Genomic DNA, 17,562 nt, shown 5'->3' with positions numbered 1-17,562 from the left:
AGAGACAATTGTGCCCCTATTATATTAAATATAATCACATAATGCATAATGATATTGCAAGATTTGTAACTGTGACTGTGTACTTTCAATGTCACTCTTTATCAGTGACAGATTAGATCGAGTGTGTTTCACTAAACTTCACTTGGAAAAGACGGCTAACAATATAGACCGCCATTAACCTTCGATTTTAATAAAGAGCTACTGGCTTTTAGATGCTACTGACAACTGTTTAATAGCATGATCTAAAACATCCAAACGCGCCTGACGTTTCTCGTTGGTGGCTATGACACACCATGGTGCGTATTCAGTATCAGTACGTGCCAGCATATCAGCGGCGGATTGTACGTAATCTGACCACTTATCACGGTTACGCCAATCGTCATCAGTGAGCTTAAACTGCTTGTGAGGTGTTTCTTCTCGCGCTTCAAAGCGCTTAAGCTGTTCTTTCTTATCAATCGCCAGCCAGTATTTAATAACCAACGTCCCTGCTGCGCTCAAATCCGCCTCGAAGCGGTTGATTTCATCATAAGCACGTTGCCATGCAGCATCAGTCGCAAACTGCTCAATACGCTCAACCAACACGCGCCCATACCAAGTACGATCAAAGATGGCAATACGGCTAATGCGATTTGTTTGCTCGTCAGGCAGCCTTGTCCAAAAACGCCAGAGATAAGGATGCTGTGACTCGTATAACATCGGCGCACCAATATTATAAATTTGGTATTCACGCGGATCGAGCGCTGCCACCAGTCTTTTGATAGCCCCGCCTTTGCCAGCAGCGTCCATTCCTTCAAAAGCAAAAACAATATGACGACCTTTGCGCGCACGTAGCAATTCGGCAAGACGAGCTTGTTTTTCCGCCAATGCCTCTTGATAGTCAGCCTTACTGACGTCTGAGTCATCGATATCGGTTAGTAACTTGGGTATTTTTACAGGTTCAAACGGTTCCTGATCGACTTTTGACTCAAGTTTTTGCGTCTTGGACTCGGACTGAATTTTTGTTGTTTCGTTACTGTCTGTTCGACTACTTACAAGTGCAGTTTGCATCGCATGCAATACTTCATGGCAAAAATGATCGGCAGCTTGTGATTTATCCTCACCATCGATGATGATCCAGTCATCCTGTTGCCGTAACAATGTCACGGCTACTTCGTTAAACTGAGCGACAATCTCTGCATTATTCCAATCAATTTGATACAAAAACTGCGGATCGGCTTCATCGTCATTTAATCGCTCTTGCAACGTTTCAATATCAACATGAAACCAGCATTTTAGTAGTCTGGTTTGATTGGCAACGAGGTCTTGCTCAAATGCTTGCAGTTTAATAAGTTGCTGCTGTAGATACGCTTGCCATTTCGCAATCGGTAGCGCTTTGTCGTTATCGGATTTTTTGTCTTCTGATTGACTATTTTTTGACGACTTATCATCGTTTTTGTTGTCTGCTGCCATACGCATGACGTTGTAAAGCAAATCAGCATACCAGTTGCCAAAATAAACCATCACGTCACCATGACGTGGCAGCGCTTTAGTGTGTGCTTGCCACATCGGCTGATACGCTAAGGGACTATAACCAATAGTTGCCTCCACCTTGAGCAGCCGAGGATCTACCCACTGGCGCAACTGTTTGACAGCAGTCCCCTTGCCCGCCTGCTCCATACCATTAACCAGTACCAACAGCCCAGTTGGCTGATTGGCAGGTGGCGGCGTTTGTTGCCGTGTCGCGCGCAGAGCATATTGGGCGGTGACCAATGCCAACCTAAGGTCATCTTTATCCATCGAAAACTGACTCAGTGGATTGGGCGTTAAGCGCTCCTCGATCACTTGCTCACTAAATTGCGCACTGACCGCTTGTGGTGCTGTAAGTTCAGTCGTATTATTATTTTTGCTCATAACTGGTATCGTCCTATGATTGAAAGCGTGTCAGCTTAATCATAGCATTCGACCAATTCAGTAAATAACGCTGCTGTGTAACAGTTTGACATTTGTATTCTGCTTTATTTTCTTTTAAGGTGAACACAATCTTGAGAGCATGTTTTAAAAGAGTCTTAAAATTATAATAAGCACCAAAAACGGCATAACTTTGACCATTTTATTCTCAACTTAATCATGATCTTTATTTTTATATAGGATTTTACGCCATGTCTGCTTTAACCGACTTACAACAGCACCTAACAAATTTTTGGGCGCTGCCACATCATCAAGACACCGAATTAAATACCAAACTCAACGAAGTGCAAGCATGGCAACAAGCGCGACTCCAACGTACGCATAGTGAGCTGTTTGAACAGCCAAAAAACCAGCTGATGGCAGACTATTTTCTGACACAGTTATATGGTGGCGATGAATTCAAGTTATTGGCCGAACAGTTAGAACGCATTTTGCCAAAAGCAAAAAAGCTTGAGCGTCTTGCTAAAGAGTCCGCTTTAGAAGCTGGCAGCATGGGCATTCAAGCAGCCATTTTAGCGATTGAGCTAGACTTGCATTTGGCCCAATGGCTACTTGCCCAAGACTTACCAGTCACCGAAGACAATATGCTAGCCGCCTATCGTACTGTCGATGAAGAGGATGAACGCCGTGTCCAGATTGGTACTCTTAAAGACGTTTGCTACCGCACTGACAAACATTTGAACTCATTTATGCTCAAAAAAGCGTTTGCCCTAGCAAAAGGTACCGCCTATCGCTATAACTTTCAACCATTGTACGACTTCATCGATACTGGTTTTAAGGCCATGAAACCCCTCAAAAGTGTGAGCAATTTTATCGAGCCGTTTTGTGAACGTGAGCTTGAGATTATTGACGAAGTTCATGACACGGATAATGGCAGTAAGCCCTTGTCATTTGATGTATCATAGGATTGATGAGAGACTGCGTTAACTGGCAAAAACTCGTTAACGAACACCATATATACTCAAAAAATATCTCAAATAAATAATCATAAAAGTGAACAATAGGATAATGCAATGACCGATATTACCAATAATAACACTGCTCACTCTGACCAAAAGCCAGCGCTCAACACCACGACTAATGGTCATTTACAAGATAAATTGGTCAGAGACAGTATCACTCACAGTCAAAATATCACTGCACAAGTAAAAGCGCGTCAAAGTCCTGTGCCTAATGCGATGACTGATACTGGTAGTGATGCTAACGTCAAAAAAAGTAATGATTTTACGCAAGTCCAAGACTTGCCAACTGGAACGCCACAAGGCCAACAAACCACTATGTCAAACAACCCTACAAACAATAGCGCCGCTGCACAAGAGCAGACCGCTAAGCAAACGCTTTTTAACCAGCGTGATGACATTAATAACCCGCACACACTCGACACTGACGGTAATGAGCAAACGCATTTCGGTTATAAAACAGTCAATAAAGCAGAAAAACAAGCACGTGTTGCCGACGTTTTTACCTCAGTCGCCAAAAAATACGACATTATGAATGACTTGATGTCTTTTGGTATTCATCGCTTATGGAAGCGTTATGCGATTAGCTTATCAGGCGTACGTGCGGGTCAGCATGTGCTCGATATCGCTGGCGGTACGGGTGATTTGGCCAAAGTCTTTAGCCGTGAAGTCGGTCGCAACGGTAAAGTCGTGTTATCTGATATCAATGCGGCAATGTTAGAAGTTGGTCGTGAGCGCTTGATTAATGCTGGCTGCAATAATGTCGATTTTGTACTTGCCAATGCGGAAACATTAGCACCATTTGATGACGATAGCTTTGATTTGCTTACCATTAGCTTTGGTCTGCGTAATGTCACGGACAAAGATGCTGCTCTAAAATCTATGTATCGCGTGCTGAAACCAGGTGGTCGCTTATTGATTCTAGAGTTCTCAAAACCTGTGTTTGAGCCATTATCGAAAGCCTACGATTTATATTCATTTACCGCCTTACCAATTATGGGTAAGCTGATTGCTAATGATGCTGAAAGTTACCAATATTTGGCTGAATCGATTCGTATGCATCCTGATCAGCAAACGCTGAAGCAAATGATGCAACAAGCGGGCTTTGAAAATTGTGATTATCACAACCTTACCGCTGGTATCGTCGCCGTGCATCGTGGCTTTAAAGCATAACGATAAAAGAAAAATACTAACACCCAATAGTCGTAACCACTGACCCTGACAAACCATGCGCTTTTCTAAAGGCGCTCAATTAAATATGCGAGAGCCTTATGCTGACTGTGTTACTTTTGGCTGGTGCCGAAAAGCTGATTAACCTTGCCATTGCTAGCGATGAAATCACCAAATTAGGTCTAGCACCATTGGCTGGCAAAGTGTTACGGCTGAATATGAAGTCGCCTGAGATTGATTTGGATGTGTTATTCACCCATGAACGTTTGCGTTTTGAGCCCGTCACGACTGACAGTGTGTTTGAGCCAAGTGGCCGCATGAGTGAACGCCAAAAAGCGAGTATGGAGCGCGCACGTATCGGTCACAGTCGCCCAGATTGTATCATTACCGTAGACAACCCAGCCCAGCTGCTCAATCTAATGCGAGGCACTGAAGGTAATTTGCCTATCGCTGGTGACTATAAAGTGCTGATGCAGCTGAAACAGTTGGTGGCAGGTTTTGACCCAGATGTCGCTGGCCAGTTAGAACCCTTCATCGGAAAACCCATGGCGAGTCAGTTGCATCTGCTCATATCACAGCTGAAAGGCAGTTGGCGTCATAGTGCCAAACGTGCTTTTAATGATGTCAGCGACTGGGCCAATGATGTGGCGGGCAATAGTATCCCTGACCCCGTTGAGCTGGAAGAAGTGAATAACCTTAAGCAACAACTGCTAAAGCTGCGTGCAGATGTCGAACGTGAAGAGGCCAAACTTGCTGCTATCAAAGAGGAGCAGGCACGTTTTATCAATAATTCGTTCCATCAATAACCCGTTTAATTAATAACAAGCAAACATTATTAGTTAAACGGGTTATTGATCACATTATCTATAGATAAGCACAGCGTCTACCTTATTTTTGACTTTTCCTAGAGTACCTATACCTCATGCTATTATCCCATCGCGCCCGTTTACTTGAGCTTTGGCGTATCGCCGCAATATATCGCATTGATACGCATTTTTCTATTGAAGAGGCGCCACAGCTGCAACCTTTAGCACGTTTAATTCGCTTGCATCCAGCCGCTTGGGGTAAAAAACATCAGCCAAACGCGATTAAATACGCACTTGAGGACATGGGTACGCTGTTTTTAAAATTAGGCCAACTACTGTCAACACGTCGTGATTTGGTACCGCCTGAGATCATCGCTCAACTGGTTCAGCTACAAGACAAGGTTAAACCATTTAACTCTGATGTGGCCATTACCCAAATCCAAGATCCTAAGCATGGTCTTGGGCAGTCTATTGGCACATTGTTCGCACGCTTTGATGTCAAACCGCTAGCGGCTGCTTCTATCGCCCAAGTACACACTGCCGCCCTGCATGATGGTCGTGAAGTCGTTATAAAGGTGGTTCGTCCCGATATCCGCACCACGATTGTTTCTGACTTTGAGCTACTACGTGAATTGGCAAGCTGGGCATCCGCTCGTATTGAAGCGGCGCGTGCCGTACATATTATCGATATTGTCGAGGATTATCGGCAAGTCATGCTTAACGAGCTAGATTTGACGTTAGAGGCAGACAATACCACTCAAATGCGCAATAACTTCTTGGGTTCAGCATTAATGTATGTGCCTGAAGTCTACGATGCTGCCAAAAATGTGATGGTGATGGAACGTATTCAAGGCGTTCCTATCTCGCAAGTTGAGATGTTCGATCAGCTTGGTTATGACCGTGCAGCACTGGCAAAAAAAGGTCTAACGATATTTTTCACCCAAGTCTTTCGTGATAATTTCTTTCACGCTGATATGCATCCAGGCAATGTATTCGTAGAGACCCCGCCTGTGCAAACACTACATGCAGGTATGGCAGCGGTCGACTTGGGTCATGAGCCACGTTATATCGGACTTGATTGCGCCATCATGGGCACCTTATCAAAAGACGATCAGCTCATTGTCGCGAGGATGTTATTGGCAGTCATGAATAACAACTTTACCGCAATGGTTGATATCGTCAGCCGAGCTGGTTGGATACCACCAAATGCAGACAAGCATGCGTTGATGCGTGATATGAAACGTACCGTCGGCCCTATGCTACAAAAATCCATTAATGACATCGACTTTGCTGGCGTATTGATGCAGATTTTGGATATCGCACGTCGCCATCATATGAGTATCCCGCCGCAGCTGATGCTATTGCTGAAGACATTAGTACACGTTGAAGGCCTCGGTCGCGATTTATATCCTGATCTTGATATTTGGTCACTTGCCAAGCCCATTTTAAGCAGTTGGATCAAAGAGCAGCTAGACCCGATGCGTAACTTACAGCAGCTACGCCAGCAATTGCCTGAGATGTTACTGTCTACCACTGATATTCCCAAGTTACTAGATCAAGGCTTACAAAGTCTTGCCTCGCAAGGCTCACGTCAAGACAGCCAACTACGTGAAATACAGCAAATTCGCGCGGACATGCTTAATGATCGCCGCCGTGATTGGCTAGCACTTGCAGGCTTTGCTATTTTCATTGCCATTGCAACGCAAGTCATTGGTTGGCTATCACCTATATTTTATATACTGGCTATTTTGGTAGTTGTTTGGCGAATTTTAGCTTAGAGACCAACTTTATCTTTTACTTTCTTAGTTCAGAAAAAGCCCCGCAACTCGAGACTTAAACAAAAAAATGCGCCTGCTTTTAATGAGAAGCAGGCGCATTTTTTATGCTAAATACTGATTACTATAACATTTGGTCAATCGCCATTTGAGTCAATACACGACCACGTGCCGTACGCAACACATAGCCTTGCTGAATTAAGTATGGCTCAATCACGTCCTCAAGTGTACCGCGATCCTCTGCCATAGCAGCTGCTACCGCTTCAACACCTGCAGGACCACCATCAAAACGCTCATGCAATATTTCAATATACCGTCTGTCTAAATGATCGAGACCACGTCTATCCACTGCCAGCATATCTAGCGCACTACCCGCAATCGCACCATTGATACTGCCATCGCCTCTGACCTCCGCATAATCGCGTACACGGCGTAGTAACCGATTGGCAATCCTTGGTGTGCCTCGGGCACGGCGTGCAATCTCCACCGCACCATCCTCACTCATAGGCACACGCATCAAGCGGGCGGCACGGCTAACAATCGTTGTCAGATCGGCGATATTATAAAACTCTAGCCGCTGTACAATGCCAAAGCGATCGCGTAGTGGTGAGGTCAACAATCCTGCCCTGGTCGTTGCCGCAACCAAGGTAAACGGTGGTAAATCAAGCTTGATAGAACGGGCAGCTGGCCCTTCACCAATCATGATATCTAGCTGAAAATCTTCCATGGCTGGGTAAAGTATTTCTTCAATGACTGAACTCAGACGGTGAATCTCATCAATAAACAGGACATCACCCTCCTCCAAATTGGTCAGCATGGCCGCCAAATCACCTGGACGCTCGAGGACAGGCCCTGAGGTCGAGCGTAAGTTACCGCCCATTTCACGAGCAATGATATTGGCAAGCGTTGTTTTACCCAACCCTGGTGGACCAAAAATGAGCGTATGATCCAATGGCTCGCCACGACCGCGTGCCGCGCCAATAAATACTTCCATCTGCTCACGCACCACCGGCTGACCGATATATTCAGCCAACAGTGCTGGTCGAATATTGGAATCAGGCGCATCCCCTGCGCCTTCTAACGGATTAATCAAACGATCTTGCATCATAGTTTTTATCATTATATTAAAAAATTAGGTAATAAATAGCATAACCAAACGCCACCTATAAGTCATGCAAAACATCGACAGTTATATACCAAAACGAAAATAAGCGACAATGAATGTCGCTTATTTGTTTGATACTGACTGATGTAACCATTAATAGCAGTAGGAGTGAAAACTACTTAAACGTTGATAGCTGCTGTAATGTGGCTTTTAACAATCCTTGCGTATCTGCAAAAATGTCACCGTTACTTTTGGCAGCTTTGATGGCTTGCTGAGCTTCTTTTTCTTTATAGCCCAAACTAATCAGAGCGCCTTCTACTTCGGCGATGATATTGTCTTCGGCAGAAATCTCAGCTGGCTGCATAGCAAACTCTAAATTACTATTATCCACTTCGATATTTTTTAGCTTATCTTTTAGCTCAATCAATAACCGTTGCGCGGTCTTTTTGCCAATACCTGGAATACGAGTTAATGCGGTTTCAGAGTCTTGCTCGACGTGCATTTTTAGCTCAGCTGCTGACATTGCAGACAGCATCGCTAATGCCATTTTTGCACCAACACCGTTGATTTTAATCAACTGACGAAAGACATCACGCTCTTTGCGGTCAATAAAACCATAGAGCAACTGCGCATCTTCACGCACATGGAAATGCGTCCAAATGCTTGCCTGCTCATTGAGATGTAGCTGACAAAATGAAGGCAATGGCAGCTCAATATCATAACCCACACCAGAGGTCGTCATGATACAGGCGGTTGGTGCCATTAAGTATTGCACTTGTCCGGTAATCAATCCAATCATCACTTACTACCTCTCATATGGGCTATTATATAAATAACATCAGCTGCCACTTTGTTGTCCGCGACTATCTTTTAGCAGCATAGTCTTATTGCTCTTATCAGCATAGCCTTACTGGTAAAAATTCACCATACCTTCGAGGCTAGTTGGACGAATTTTATGCGCTTGACCTGCAGAGCCAAAAGCTTCAAAACGATTGGTGCAGATATCTGACATTGCGACCATAGACGCTTTAAAGTATTTACGTGGATCAAATTCGCTCGGGTTTTCTGCAAGAAATTTACGGATAGCACCTGTCGAAGCCAAGCGTAAATCGGTATCGATATTGACTTTACGTACTCCGTGCTTGATCGCTTCGACGATCTGCTCAACTGGCACGCCATAAGTTTCGCCGATATCACCACCATTCTCATTGATGATTTTTAGCCATTCTTGTGGCACTGACGAAGAACCATGCATCACCAAATGCGTGTTAGGAATACGAGCATGAATCTCTTTTACGCGCTCAATAGATAAGATGTCACCTGTAGGTGGACGCGTAAATTTATAAGCGCCATGGCTAGTACCAATAGCAATGGCTAGCGCGTCGACATTGGTGTCTTTCACAAACTGCTCGGCTTCGTCAGCACTGGTCAGTAGTTGCTCATGATCCAATACGCCTTCAGCACCAGAGCCATCTTCTTCGCCTGCCATACCAGTCTCAAGACTACCTAAACAACCGATTTCGCCTTCTACAGAAACACCGCAAGCATGTGCCATTTTGACGACTTCACGAGTAACGCTAGCATTGTAATCGTAATCCATTGGCGTTTTGCCATCTTCACCAAGCGAGCCATCCATCATGACTGATGAAAAACCAAGCTGAATTGAACGTTGGCAAATCGCTGGTGACATACCATGATCTTGATGCATTACTACAGGAATATGTGGCCACTCTTCGATAGCGGCAATGATCAAATGACGCAAAAACGCTGACCCTGCATAGTTACGTGCGCCTGCGCTGGCTTGTACGATGACAGGTGAGTCACAAGCATCCGCAGCCATCATGATTGCACGCATTTGCTCTAAATTATTGACGTTATAAGCAGGAACACCATAGCTGTGTTCAGCGGCATGATCTAGAAGTTGACGTAAGGATATTAGGGCCATAAGACGCTCTCTGATTAGATTTTGAATAGTATTTAAAAAAGCTTTATAACGATCATCCCAATGTGCAGAAGACCATACTAACGGTATAGAAAGTAATAAAAGCCCAAAATATTTTGGGTGTGAACGCTACGCGGTGATTATAGCAAAAATTGTTCCGTCTTCGTAGCAGTTGCCCGACTATTTGTCAGTCTACACGTCCCTTCACGTGAGTTTGATTATTATCAACTATAACACTGACACACAACGCAAAAAGCCTTGGTAATCACCAAGGCTTTTCTAGTATTTTGAGGGCTTATAAAGCAACTATCAATTAAAGCAATTATCAATGCTCGCTACTCATTTAGTGCCTCGTCCTATCAATCGATAGCACGTCACCGAATCAATAACTGACTTGCTCAGTACGATTATTAGTACTGTTGCTCTGCTTCTACTGCGTTTTCACTGGCTTTATCTTCAACAGCAGATGCGCCATCGGCAACCACTTCAGCAGTATTGGCAACGGCTTCATTTGCGCCGACCACAACCGCTTCACCCGTGTTTTCTAGTGCATTTGTAGCGGCAACACCAGCAGTGTCAGCGCCTTCAGCAACTTCGGTACCAGCGTTTTGTGCGGCAACTTCAGCTTCAGCAGCAGCAGCTTCTGTTTCAGCAGCAGCAGCGTCAGCATTAGCAGCAGTGTCTTCAGCAGCAGAATCAGCAGCAGCTTCAGTTTTATCTTGTGTTTCTTGGCTACATGCAGTGATTGCAAAAGTACCAGCAAGTACGCTAGCAAGTAACAAATGACGTTTTAACATAATAAACCTCTCGTAAATAAAGCATGTCAAAATACATGGTTGCGCTATTCTATAGGCAGTAAATAAGACATGCAATAATAATTTTCAGTATAAAAACAAATAATTACTACTTGATAATAATTGATGACCAATTGCACTCATAGCTGTCAAATTAACAAGGTAAGAGAGCCAGTCACCATATTATTTTTATAGCCTACCTTAGATGATTGCGGTACGTTGTACGCCTAATGTTACTGAACTGCTGAAAGTTGGTTAAATTATCACGCTTCTATTTGCAGTGCGGCAACAGCTGGCAGCACTTTGCCTTCTACAAACTCTAAAAATGCACCGCCACCTGTTGACATGTAGCTCACGCCATCTGCAACTTGATATTTATCGATCGCTGCTAAAGTATCGCCACCACCAGCAATCGAAAAACCTTGACTGTTTTTGACCGCATTTGCCACGATTTGAGTGCCTTGACCGAAAGCATCCACTTCAAAAACACCCACTGGCCCATTCCACAAAATAGTCTTTGCATTGGTAATAGCATCAGCCAGTTGCTTGGCGCTTTCTGGAGCGATGTCCAATATCATGTCATTATCACCAATCGCATCAACCGACTTCGTAGTCGCAGTGGCTTTTTGTAAGGAGCCTGTAAAGTCAGCGAAATCGATCTCATTTTTATCGGCAACCACCACATACTCAGGCAGTAAAATCTCAGTTTTAGTCATAATCTCACGAGCGGTCTCAACCAAGTCCGCTTCATATAGCGAAGCGCCGACACTGTGACCTTGCGCGGCTAGGAAGGTATTCGCGATACCGCCACCAACGATTATTTGCGTGCATACTTCTGCCAAGCTGTGCAAAACTTGCAATTTTGTAGAGACTTTTGAGCCACCAACAATAGCGAGCATGGGCTGCGCTGGGGTTTCAAGCGCTAGGCTCAAGGCATCAAGCTCAGCGGCTAATAGCGGCCCTGCGCACACTGTTTTATCTGCTTGACGCATGGCCTGAGTGACACCCTCAGTTGAGGCTTGCGCACGGTGAGCAGTGCCAAAAGCATCCATCACAAACACATCACATAGCGATGCATATTTCTGTGCTAAGTCTGCATTATTTTTCTTCTCACCCATATTAAAGCGCACGTTTTCTAGTAGTACCACTTCACCTGCTTTAATTGCAACGCCTTCAGTCAGATAGTCATTGTTTAAACTAACTGGCGCTGCCAATTTGTCGCTTAAATAGTCAGCGACAGGTGCTAGAGAGTATATGGTTTCAGGGTTACCTTCAGTTGGACGTCCCAAGTGTGAACACACAATAACGGCAGCGCCTTTCTCTAGTGCCATTTTGATGGTAGGCAAACTGGCCTGCAGGCGCGCATCACTCGTGACCTTACCGTCTCTAATAGGTACGTTCAAGTCTTCTCGAATCAATACCACTTTGTCCGTTAAGCTTAGCTCACTCATACGCAAAAAATTCATTACCTGCTCCTATGCATCATCTATTGTTAATCTATGGTGTGGCTTTTTACTAAATATCACTGAATGACAGTTATCAAACTATCTAACTGATTATTCTTATTAATGGTCTCATGAGACTAATTCAGCAAGAATCTGAGGCGGTGTATTCTATCAGTTTTCTAGCAAGCACTCATAAAGAACCTATGATTAAATTTTACTAAGCAGGTTAAAAATAAGGCAAACTTACTTAATTCTTATAAAAATCAGTAACATTTCGTGGTGGTACTCAGCAAGCAGGCTGTTTATGATGGCATTGATGTTTATCGTAAATATGAGCTTTACGATACAGCGCCTATTAATGATAATAATTAAGTTCAACAATAAAAATAACCTATTAGGAGAATACTATGAGTATCGATCTAGCCACTGCCAAACAGACTTTATTGAAGCTGAAAGACGAGTATGAAACTCGAATCGATAAAATCGAAGATCATATCCAAAACCCACAAGATGACCTCAATGAGCATTGGGAAGATCAAGCCATCTCTTATCGTCAAAACGATATGCGTAAAAATCTCATGGCTGAAGCACGACAAAGCCTAATCTATGTCGAAAATGCCTTGAGCCGTATCGAAAATGGGACTTATGGTGAATGTGAGGTATGTGGCAAACTGATTGAAGAAAAACGCTTGGAAGCACTGCCCTATGCCACGTTATGTATGGAACATGCAGAATAACGATTCATTTATATAATGCACTTATATTTTGAAATATAAGTTTGAAATTTAGAAATCAGTTATAAAGCAGGCGTCTGCCACGTACCAAGCGCCTGCTGCCATTGCTCACAACGCTCGGCTATTTGGTGTTCTGGCAAATCCATAATATCCCCAACTACTGCCACATAAGCAATCGGCAAACCTGCCAGCTCAATAACGTTTTCTGCCGTTAGACCGCCTATCACACATAACTCAATACCTTGCTGACACCCATCGAAAAGCTCTCGGCGCGAGATGACATCCGCATTCGGTTTGGTTGTAGACGCAAATACTGCGCCCATCGCGGCATAACTGGCGCCATCATCCTGCGCTTCTTTCACCAGCGCCACGTCGCCATGACAAGTGCGACCAATAATTTGATTCGATAATAGACATTGCTTGGCCTTTCTGATATCGCCATCTTCTTGCCCCAAATGAACCCCAACACCAAGCTTTGCGGCCAGCTGAATATCATCATTGATGACGACTGGGACATTGTATGTCTTTGCCAAGCGAACTATTTGTAAAGCTTCGTCATAGAGCTTGGATGCGCCATTGCTTAACGTCAATGTTTGCTTACGGCGGATTTGCAATAAGGCAATACACCCTGTGGCAAACGCGGTCTCTAATTTGCGGTATAGCAGCGCGAATTCATCATCATTGGTCAGTAAGTATAACTTTGGGGCTAATGTAGTAGTCAGTGCATGAGTCATATGGTTTGTCCTAGGGCGTGTTCTCAGTTTAAAAATGCAAATAAAAATTCAACACAATAAAAAAGCCGTTATATTACATAACAGCCTTTTTATACCTACTAAATCAATCCGCTTACACTGTACGGCGAGTCGCCAAACTGTTTAAAATGTTTTTAGCATCACCCCAACGCGTGGCTGAGCTGTTCGCCCCCAAGATGACAATGATCGCAGGACGGTTATTCACACGCGTTTCCATTACCACACAACGACCTGCTTCATTAATAAAACCGGTTTTTGAGATGCCGATTGGATAATCGCCTGAACGTACTAGACTGCTGGTGTTGTTGGCTTTATAGGTACGGTTACCAGCTGAATAATTGGCCACGTAAAAGTCATAGCTCTTAGTCGTGGAGAAACGACGAATCACATCGTAGTTACCAGCAGCACGGACCATTTTTACCAAGTCATTTGATGAAGCAACGTTACGTTTATCGAGACCCGTTGGATCACCGAAATAAGCTGTCGTCATACCAAGCTCTTGTGACTTACGGTTCATCGCTCGTATAAAGGCATCATAGCCACCTGGATAGTTACGCGCTAGGCTTTTGGCAGCAGGGTTTTCAGATTTCATTAATGCCATTAACAGCATTTCAGCACGGTTCAAACGATCGCCTGATTTTAACCGCGAACTTGCACGCTTAGGACCGACGAAATCTTCAGGATCGAGTGTGATCTCTTCTCTCATATCGAGACCTGCATCCAACACCACCATTGCCGTCATTACCTTAGTAATACTGGCCATAGGACGGGCGACATCAGCGTTTTTCTCATAAATAGATTCACCGGTTTCGGCATCGATCACCGCCACACTACGAGAGTCGGTGCTGATCGGAATCATGCTACTGCTGCCAAAGCTCCCACGATAAGTAGTGTTATAGCTGTTGGTGTTATTGAAGCTGTTATTACTACTACCAAAACTACTGGTGTTGCTGTTAGTAATATTGGTAGTGCCATACCCATTATCGACTTTTTTGATGGCCGAGCCGTTAGACTTGTACATGATATTGCGCGCTTCGGATAAGCTATCAGCACCGCCCCAACTCATACGAGCACTCGATCCAGCATCAGCGCTACCATTAATTGTAAGTGCAGCTTGTGCAATACTGCCTAAACTCAATGAAATCATGGCAGCAACTAACTGCTGTTTGGTTAATGGTAAGTGCTTCATTCTTCCCCCTGCTGTCGCGATGCTGTTAATTAGCGAATCAGTTACATACTAATTAATAGCAACAACGTACGTAGCGTTTGTGGTTGTGTTTGTAGGTACTCACATAGAGTTTTTGTATTTTTAGTGTATCATGGTTTGCATTTAAGTTTAATGTACTAAATCAGTTAGATGGGCATTTTTTAACCTGCTTCAAATTTTGCTACATTTAAATTAGATTTTAGCAATATTAATTAACACTATAGCAATATATGATGAGAGTAGTAGTCATCACATCAGTGCGATATCATCCTATTGTAAAATAATAAAAATCATTGTTGTGGTTAATAGATATACAGATTGGTTCAGATAGTTTAACGTTCACAATGCAACCTTCATTTTGATAGACAGCAAAGAGTACAACTATGATTCGAGTATTGGTAGTAGATGATCATGATTTGGTGCGGATGGGTATCAGCCGTATGTTGGCAGACAGTGCAGATATCGAAGTCATCGGTGAAGCTGACAGCGGCGACATGGCGATTAAACTGGCCAAACAGCTGCGCCCTGATGTGATTTTACTGGACGTTAATATGCCCAATATCGGCGGGCTTGAAGCAACCAAGCGCTTGATTCAGCTCGATCTAGGTATCAAAATTTTGGCCGTCAGTAGCATGTCGGCGCAACCTTATCCATCCATGCTGATCAAAGCTGGCGTCAATGGTTATATTACTAAAGGTACGCCGCTTGATGAGATGATACGCGCGGTCAAAAAAATCTATCAAGGCGGTCGTTACTTTAGCCAAGATGTCGCTGAGCAGTTGGCTGATGTTCTCTTGTCAGATAATGCCAACTCACCTTTTGACTTATTAAGTGACCGCGAAAAGCAAGTAGCCATGATGGTGGTAAACTGCCAAAGTCCGCAGCAAATCGCTGATCAATTGTTCGTGAGTGTCAAAACCATCAACACTTATCGCTATCGCATTTATGAAAAAGTCGGCGTCGATAGTGACGTGAAATTGACTCATCTGGCTATCCGTCATGGTCTCATCCAACCGTAAACCTCTTCATACCTTTTTTATTACGGTCAATTTATGAAACTTGCGCTCAGAGCCGTCTCTGCTATCACCAATTACCTACAGCAAGATGAGACGCTGCCTTTACCACAGTTACGGCGGTTGGGACTGATCTATAGCAGTTATCGATTTATCGTTAGCGTATTTTTTATGTTGATGGTATATGTGACCGTCAAATCTGATAGTGGCTCATTATTACCAAGCTTATTGCAGCAAACAGCGCTTAGTTTCTACGTCATCATCAGTTTGATTTTGCTTGGCTTGTTTTATGTGGTGACTAAGAATCTGCGGCGCCAGCTGGCTTTTGGATTGGCATTAGATGTCATTATCTTGAGCCTTTTGCTTTATACCAATGGTGCCCCTGACTTACAGCTCACCATGCTTTATATGGTCGTCGTCGCGGCCAGCTTCATGCTACTGTACGGCTCGCAAGCACTTATTATCACTTTGCTTGCTATTATTTTCGTAATCTATCAGCAGTTTTTTTATGCCATCGCCAATAGCATGAGTTTGTCCAATTTAGGCGATGCCTTGCTGATGTCAGCAAGCTTTTTGGCGGTAGGGGTCTTGAGCTGGTCCATTTCCCAGCGCTTGGTACAAGTCGAGCAAGTCGCTGCAAATCAAGCCAAAGAAGTCGAACGACTGAACGTGATCAATCAAGAAGTCATTACCCAAATGGTCAATGGGGTCATCGTGATTGACAGACAGCATATTGTGTTAGCAAACCTAGCGGCTCATCAGCTACTCAGTATCCCCCACCCTCCGCTAGCGTCCATGCTTGATACGTCCAGTCATTTAAGATATGAGCAAAACAACCCCGAAGCTACCCTTCTCGCCGACTTTCAACATCAGCTCAAAGAACAACATCTGCAACTTATTGATGCCTGTTTGTCCGTCTCTGAAGGGCTGTCACGCAGCTTTGTTTATGAATTACCTGCGGTAGCAAATGCCTCTGTCATCGGTAAGCTACGGGTACAAATCATCCCCTTAAAAGATAATAGCAAGCTGATCATGCTAGAAGATTTGCGCCGTGAGCAAGCCAGCGCTCAACAGTTAAAGCTGGCATCGCTTGGGCAATTGACCGCCAGTATTGCCCATGAAATCAGAAATCCGCTTGCGGCTATCTCACAGGCCAGTCAACTATTGATGGAAGATGTCGTAGAAAGTGAGAGGAACAAGGCAGCAGAGCATAGTACTATCAGTTCTACTGCCGACCATACAACAGCGATGACAGAGCCTGCAAATACTTATATGACGGGCAATCACGAACTGTATGAAATGATATTTTCGCAAACCAAACGTGTAAACCGTATTATTGAAGATATCTTAAAACTGTCGCGCCAGCAGGTAGCCCGTCAGCAATCAATTCTATTGGCTGATTGGCTACCACTGTTTTTGGACAATTATTTTCGAGACCATGACATTTTTTTGCGTGTATATACCAATCCCACTATCTCGTTCGACATGCACCAATTGGAACAAGTATTAATTAATTTGATCAATAATGGTCTGCGTTATAGTAGCTACGCTCACCCTCATGCTTTTGTGGAAATTGAGATTTACTGTGCTGATAACGATGTTATAATTGATATTTTAGATGATGGATTGGGCGTTAGTAGCAATGATTTACAGCATTTATTCAATCCATTCTTTACCACCGACGAAGCTGGAACGGGTTTAGGATTGTATTTATCACAGGCGTTCTGTGAAGCCAATCAAGCCCGTTTACTCTATATTCCTGAACACCAAAAGACTTGCTTTCGCTTGATTGCCCCTGCTATCGACACCGATGGTCACGATGCTGATAAACGGCTTACTGAAGACCAGTAGCTTCTATAAAAGAGAAGGGTTGTTTGATAAAAACACGTTGATTATCACCCTTACTAGGGCGT

The 17,562-nt window shown here is 43.9% G+C and carries 15 protein-coding genes; 7 read left to right on the top strand and 8 right to left on the bottom strand.

Annotated features, from left to right (window positions below; genetic code table 11):
- Positions 1-198: 198 nt before the first annotated feature.
- Positions 199-1,890: an ATPase gene (locus IE130_RS07970; protein WP_189584284.1), complete on the bottom strand. Its 1,692-nt coding sequence runs from the start codon at positions 1,888-1,890 to the stop codon at positions 199-201.
- Between the two features lie 248 nt (positions 1,891-2,138).
- Here IE130_RS07970 and IE130_RS07965 point away from each other — a divergent pair, with 248 nt between their 5' ends.
- The 4 genes from IE130_RS07965 to IE130_RS07950 all read left to right on the top strand — a co-directional run bounded on the left by IE130_RS07965 (position 2,139) and on the right by IE130_RS07950 (position 6,660).
- Positions 2,139-2,852 carry an FFLEELY motif protein gene (locus IE130_RS07965; RefSeq protein ID WP_189584281.1) on the top strand — a complete coding sequence of 238 codons (714 nt, stop codon included), beginning with the start codon at positions 2,139-2,141 and terminating at the stop codon, positions 2,850-2,852.
- Between the two features lie 372 nt (positions 2,853-3,224).
- Complete coding sequence (ubiE, locus tag IE130_RS07960) at positions 3,225-4,079, top strand: bifunctional demethylmenaquinone methyltransferase/2-methoxy-6-polyprenyl-1,4-benzoquinol methylase UbiE (protein ID WP_373299658.1); 855 nt, start codon at positions 3,225-3,227, stop codon at positions 4,077-4,079.
- 98 nt (positions 4,080-4,177) lie between these two features.
- The gene (locus tag IE130_RS07955; protein ID WP_189584275.1) at positions 4,178-4,882 is read left to right on the top strand and encodes a ubiquinone biosynthesis accessory factor UbiJ; all 705 of its coding nucleotides are present in this window, start codon (positions 4,178-4,180) and stop codon (positions 4,880-4,882) included.
- Positions 4,883-4,998: 116 nt separating this feature from the next.
- Positions 4,999-6,660 carry an ABC1 kinase family protein gene (locus tag IE130_RS07950; protein WP_189584272.1) on the top strand — a complete coding sequence of 554 codons (1,662 nt, stop codon included), beginning with the start codon at positions 4,999-5,001 and terminating at the stop codon, positions 6,658-6,660.
- Between the two features lie 121 nt (positions 6,661-6,781).
- Here IE130_RS07950 and ruvB read toward each other — a convergent pair whose 3' ends face one another.
- The 5 genes from ruvB to IE130_RS07925 form a co-directional block, all read right to left on the bottom strand.
- Positions 6,782-7,762, bottom strand: a complete 981-nt coding sequence (gene ruvB, locus IE130_RS07945) for a Holliday junction branch migration DNA helicase RuvB (protein ID WP_026037210.1) — start codon at positions 7,760-7,762, stop codon at positions 6,782-6,784.
- Between the two features lie 175 nt (positions 7,763-7,937).
- Positions 7,938-8,561, bottom strand: a complete 624-nt coding sequence (gene ruvA, locus IE130_RS07940; RefSeq protein ID WP_010199297.1) for a Holliday junction branch migration protein RuvA — start codon at positions 8,559-8,561, stop codon at positions 7,938-7,940.
- A 108-nt stretch (positions 8,562-8,669) separates the two neighbouring features.
- Complete coding sequence (gene fba / locus IE130_RS07935; protein ID WP_010199294.1) at positions 8,670-9,707, bottom strand: class II fructose-bisphosphate aldolase; 1,038 nt, start codon at positions 9,705-9,707, stop codon at positions 8,670-8,672.
- 407 nt (positions 9,708-10,114) lie between these two features.
- The gene (locus tag IE130_RS07930) at positions 10,115-10,501 is read right to left on the bottom strand and encodes a hypothetical protein (protein ID WP_189584269.1); all 387 of its coding nucleotides are present in this window, start codon (positions 10,499-10,501) and stop codon (positions 10,115-10,117) included.
- 260 nt (positions 10,502-10,761) lie between these two features.
- A complete protein-coding gene (locus IE130_RS07925; RefSeq protein ID WP_189584266.1) occupies positions 10,762-11,964 on the bottom strand; it encodes a phosphoglycerate kinase in 1,203 nt (400 codons plus the stop codon).
- A 386-nt stretch (positions 11,965-12,350) separates the two neighbouring features.
- On the opposite strand from IE130_RS07925, the gene IE130_RS07920 reads away from it, so the two are divergent.
- Complete coding sequence (locus tag IE130_RS07920; RefSeq protein WP_189584264.1) at positions 12,351-12,680, top strand: TraR/DksA family transcriptional regulator; 330 nt, start codon at positions 12,351-12,353, stop codon at positions 12,678-12,680.
- Between the two features lie 59 nt (positions 12,681-12,739).
- Here IE130_RS07920 and IE130_RS07915 read toward each other — a convergent pair whose 3' ends face one another.
- Positions 12,740-13,411, bottom strand: a complete 672-nt coding sequence (locus IE130_RS07915) for a thiamine phosphate synthase (RefSeq protein WP_189584261.1) — start codon at positions 13,409-13,411, stop codon at positions 12,740-12,742.
- 112 nt (positions 13,412-13,523) lie between these two features.
- Positions 13,524-14,618: a serine hydrolase gene (locus tag IE130_RS07910; protein WP_010199283.1), complete on the bottom strand. Its 1,095-nt coding sequence runs from the start codon at positions 14,616-14,618 to the stop codon at positions 13,524-13,526.
- 401 nt (positions 14,619-15,019) lie between these two features.
- Between IE130_RS07910 and IE130_RS07905 the strand changes: the two genes are divergently transcribed.
- On the top strand, positions 15,020-15,655 hold the full coding sequence (locus IE130_RS07905) for a response regulator (RefSeq protein ID WP_010199282.1): 636 nt from the start codon (positions 15,020-15,022) through the stop codon (positions 15,653-15,655).
- A gap of 33 nt (positions 15,656-15,688) precedes the next feature.
- Complete coding sequence (locus tag IE130_RS07900) at positions 15,689-17,500, top strand: sensor histidine kinase (RefSeq protein WP_189584258.1); 1,812 nt, start codon at positions 15,689-15,691, stop codon at positions 17,498-17,500.
- Positions 17,501-17,562: the final 62 nt, after the last annotated feature.

Source organism: Psychrobacter glaciei, assembly GCF_014652895.1.
In the GTDB taxonomy this organism is placed as follows: domain Bacteria; phylum Pseudomonadota; class Gammaproteobacteria; order Pseudomonadales; family Moraxellaceae; genus Psychrobacter; species Psychrobacter glaciei.
Note: the sequence above shows the minus strand (reverse complement) of the source record. Positions and strands in the feature narration are given on the sequence as shown.

What these genes read in the sequence shown, in the direction of transcription:
- IE130_RS07970 (WP_189584284.1), bottom strand. Translation starts at nt 1,890, where the DNA reads ATGAGCAAAAATAATAATACGACTGAACTTACAGCACCACAAGCGGTC.
- IE130_RS07965 (WP_189584281.1), top strand. Translation starts at nt 2,139, where the DNA reads ATGTCTGCTTTAACCGACTTACAACAGCACCTAACAAATTTTTGGGCG.
- ubiE (WP_373299658.1), top strand. Translation starts at nt 3,225, where the DNA reads ATGTCAAACAACCCTACAAACAATAGCGCCGCTGCACAAGAGCAGACC.
- IE130_RS07955 (WP_189584275.1), top strand. Translation starts at nt 4,178, where the DNA reads ATGCTGACTGTGTTACTTTTGGCTGGTGCCGAAAAGCTGATTAACCTT.
- IE130_RS07950 (WP_189584272.1), top strand. Translation starts at nt 4,999, where the DNA reads ATGCTATTATCCCATCGCGCCCGTTTACTTGAGCTTTGGCGTATCGCC.
- ruvB (WP_026037210.1), bottom strand. Translation starts at nt 7,762, where the DNA reads ATGCAAGATCGTTTGATTAATCCGTTAGAAGGCGCAGGGGATGCGCCT.
- ruvA (WP_010199297.1), bottom strand. Translation starts at nt 8,561, where the DNA reads ATGATTGGATTGATTACCGGACAAGTGCAATACTTAATGGCACCAACC.
- fba (WP_010199294.1), bottom strand. Translation starts at nt 9,707, where the DNA reads ATGGCCCTAATATCCTTACGTCAACTTCTAGATCATGCCGCTGAACAC.
- IE130_RS07930 (WP_189584269.1), bottom strand. Translation starts at nt 10,501, where the DNA reads ATGTTAAAACGTCATTTGTTACTTGCTAGCGTACTTGCTGGTACTTTT.
- IE130_RS07925 (WP_189584266.1), bottom strand. Translation starts at nt 11,964, where the DNA reads ATGAATTTTTTGCGTATGAGTGAGCTAAGCTTAACGGACAAAGTGGTA.
- IE130_RS07920 (WP_189584264.1), top strand. Translation starts at nt 12,351, where the DNA reads ATGAGTATCGATCTAGCCACTGCCAAACAGACTTTATTGAAGCTGAAA.
- IE130_RS07915 (WP_189584261.1), bottom strand. Translation starts at nt 13,411, where the DNA reads ATGACTCATGCACTGACTACTACATTAGCCCCAAAGTTATACTTACTG.
- IE130_RS07910 (WP_010199283.1), bottom strand. Translation starts at nt 14,618, where the DNA reads ATGAAGCACTTACCATTAACCAAACAGCAGTTAGTTGCTGCCATGATT.
- IE130_RS07905 (WP_010199282.1), top strand. Translation starts at nt 15,020, where the DNA reads ATGATTCGAGTATTGGTAGTAGATGATCATGATTTGGTGCGGATGGGT.
- IE130_RS07900 (WP_189584258.1), top strand. Translation starts at nt 15,689, where the DNA reads ATGAAACTTGCGCTCAGAGCCGTCTCTGCTATCACCAATTACCTACAG.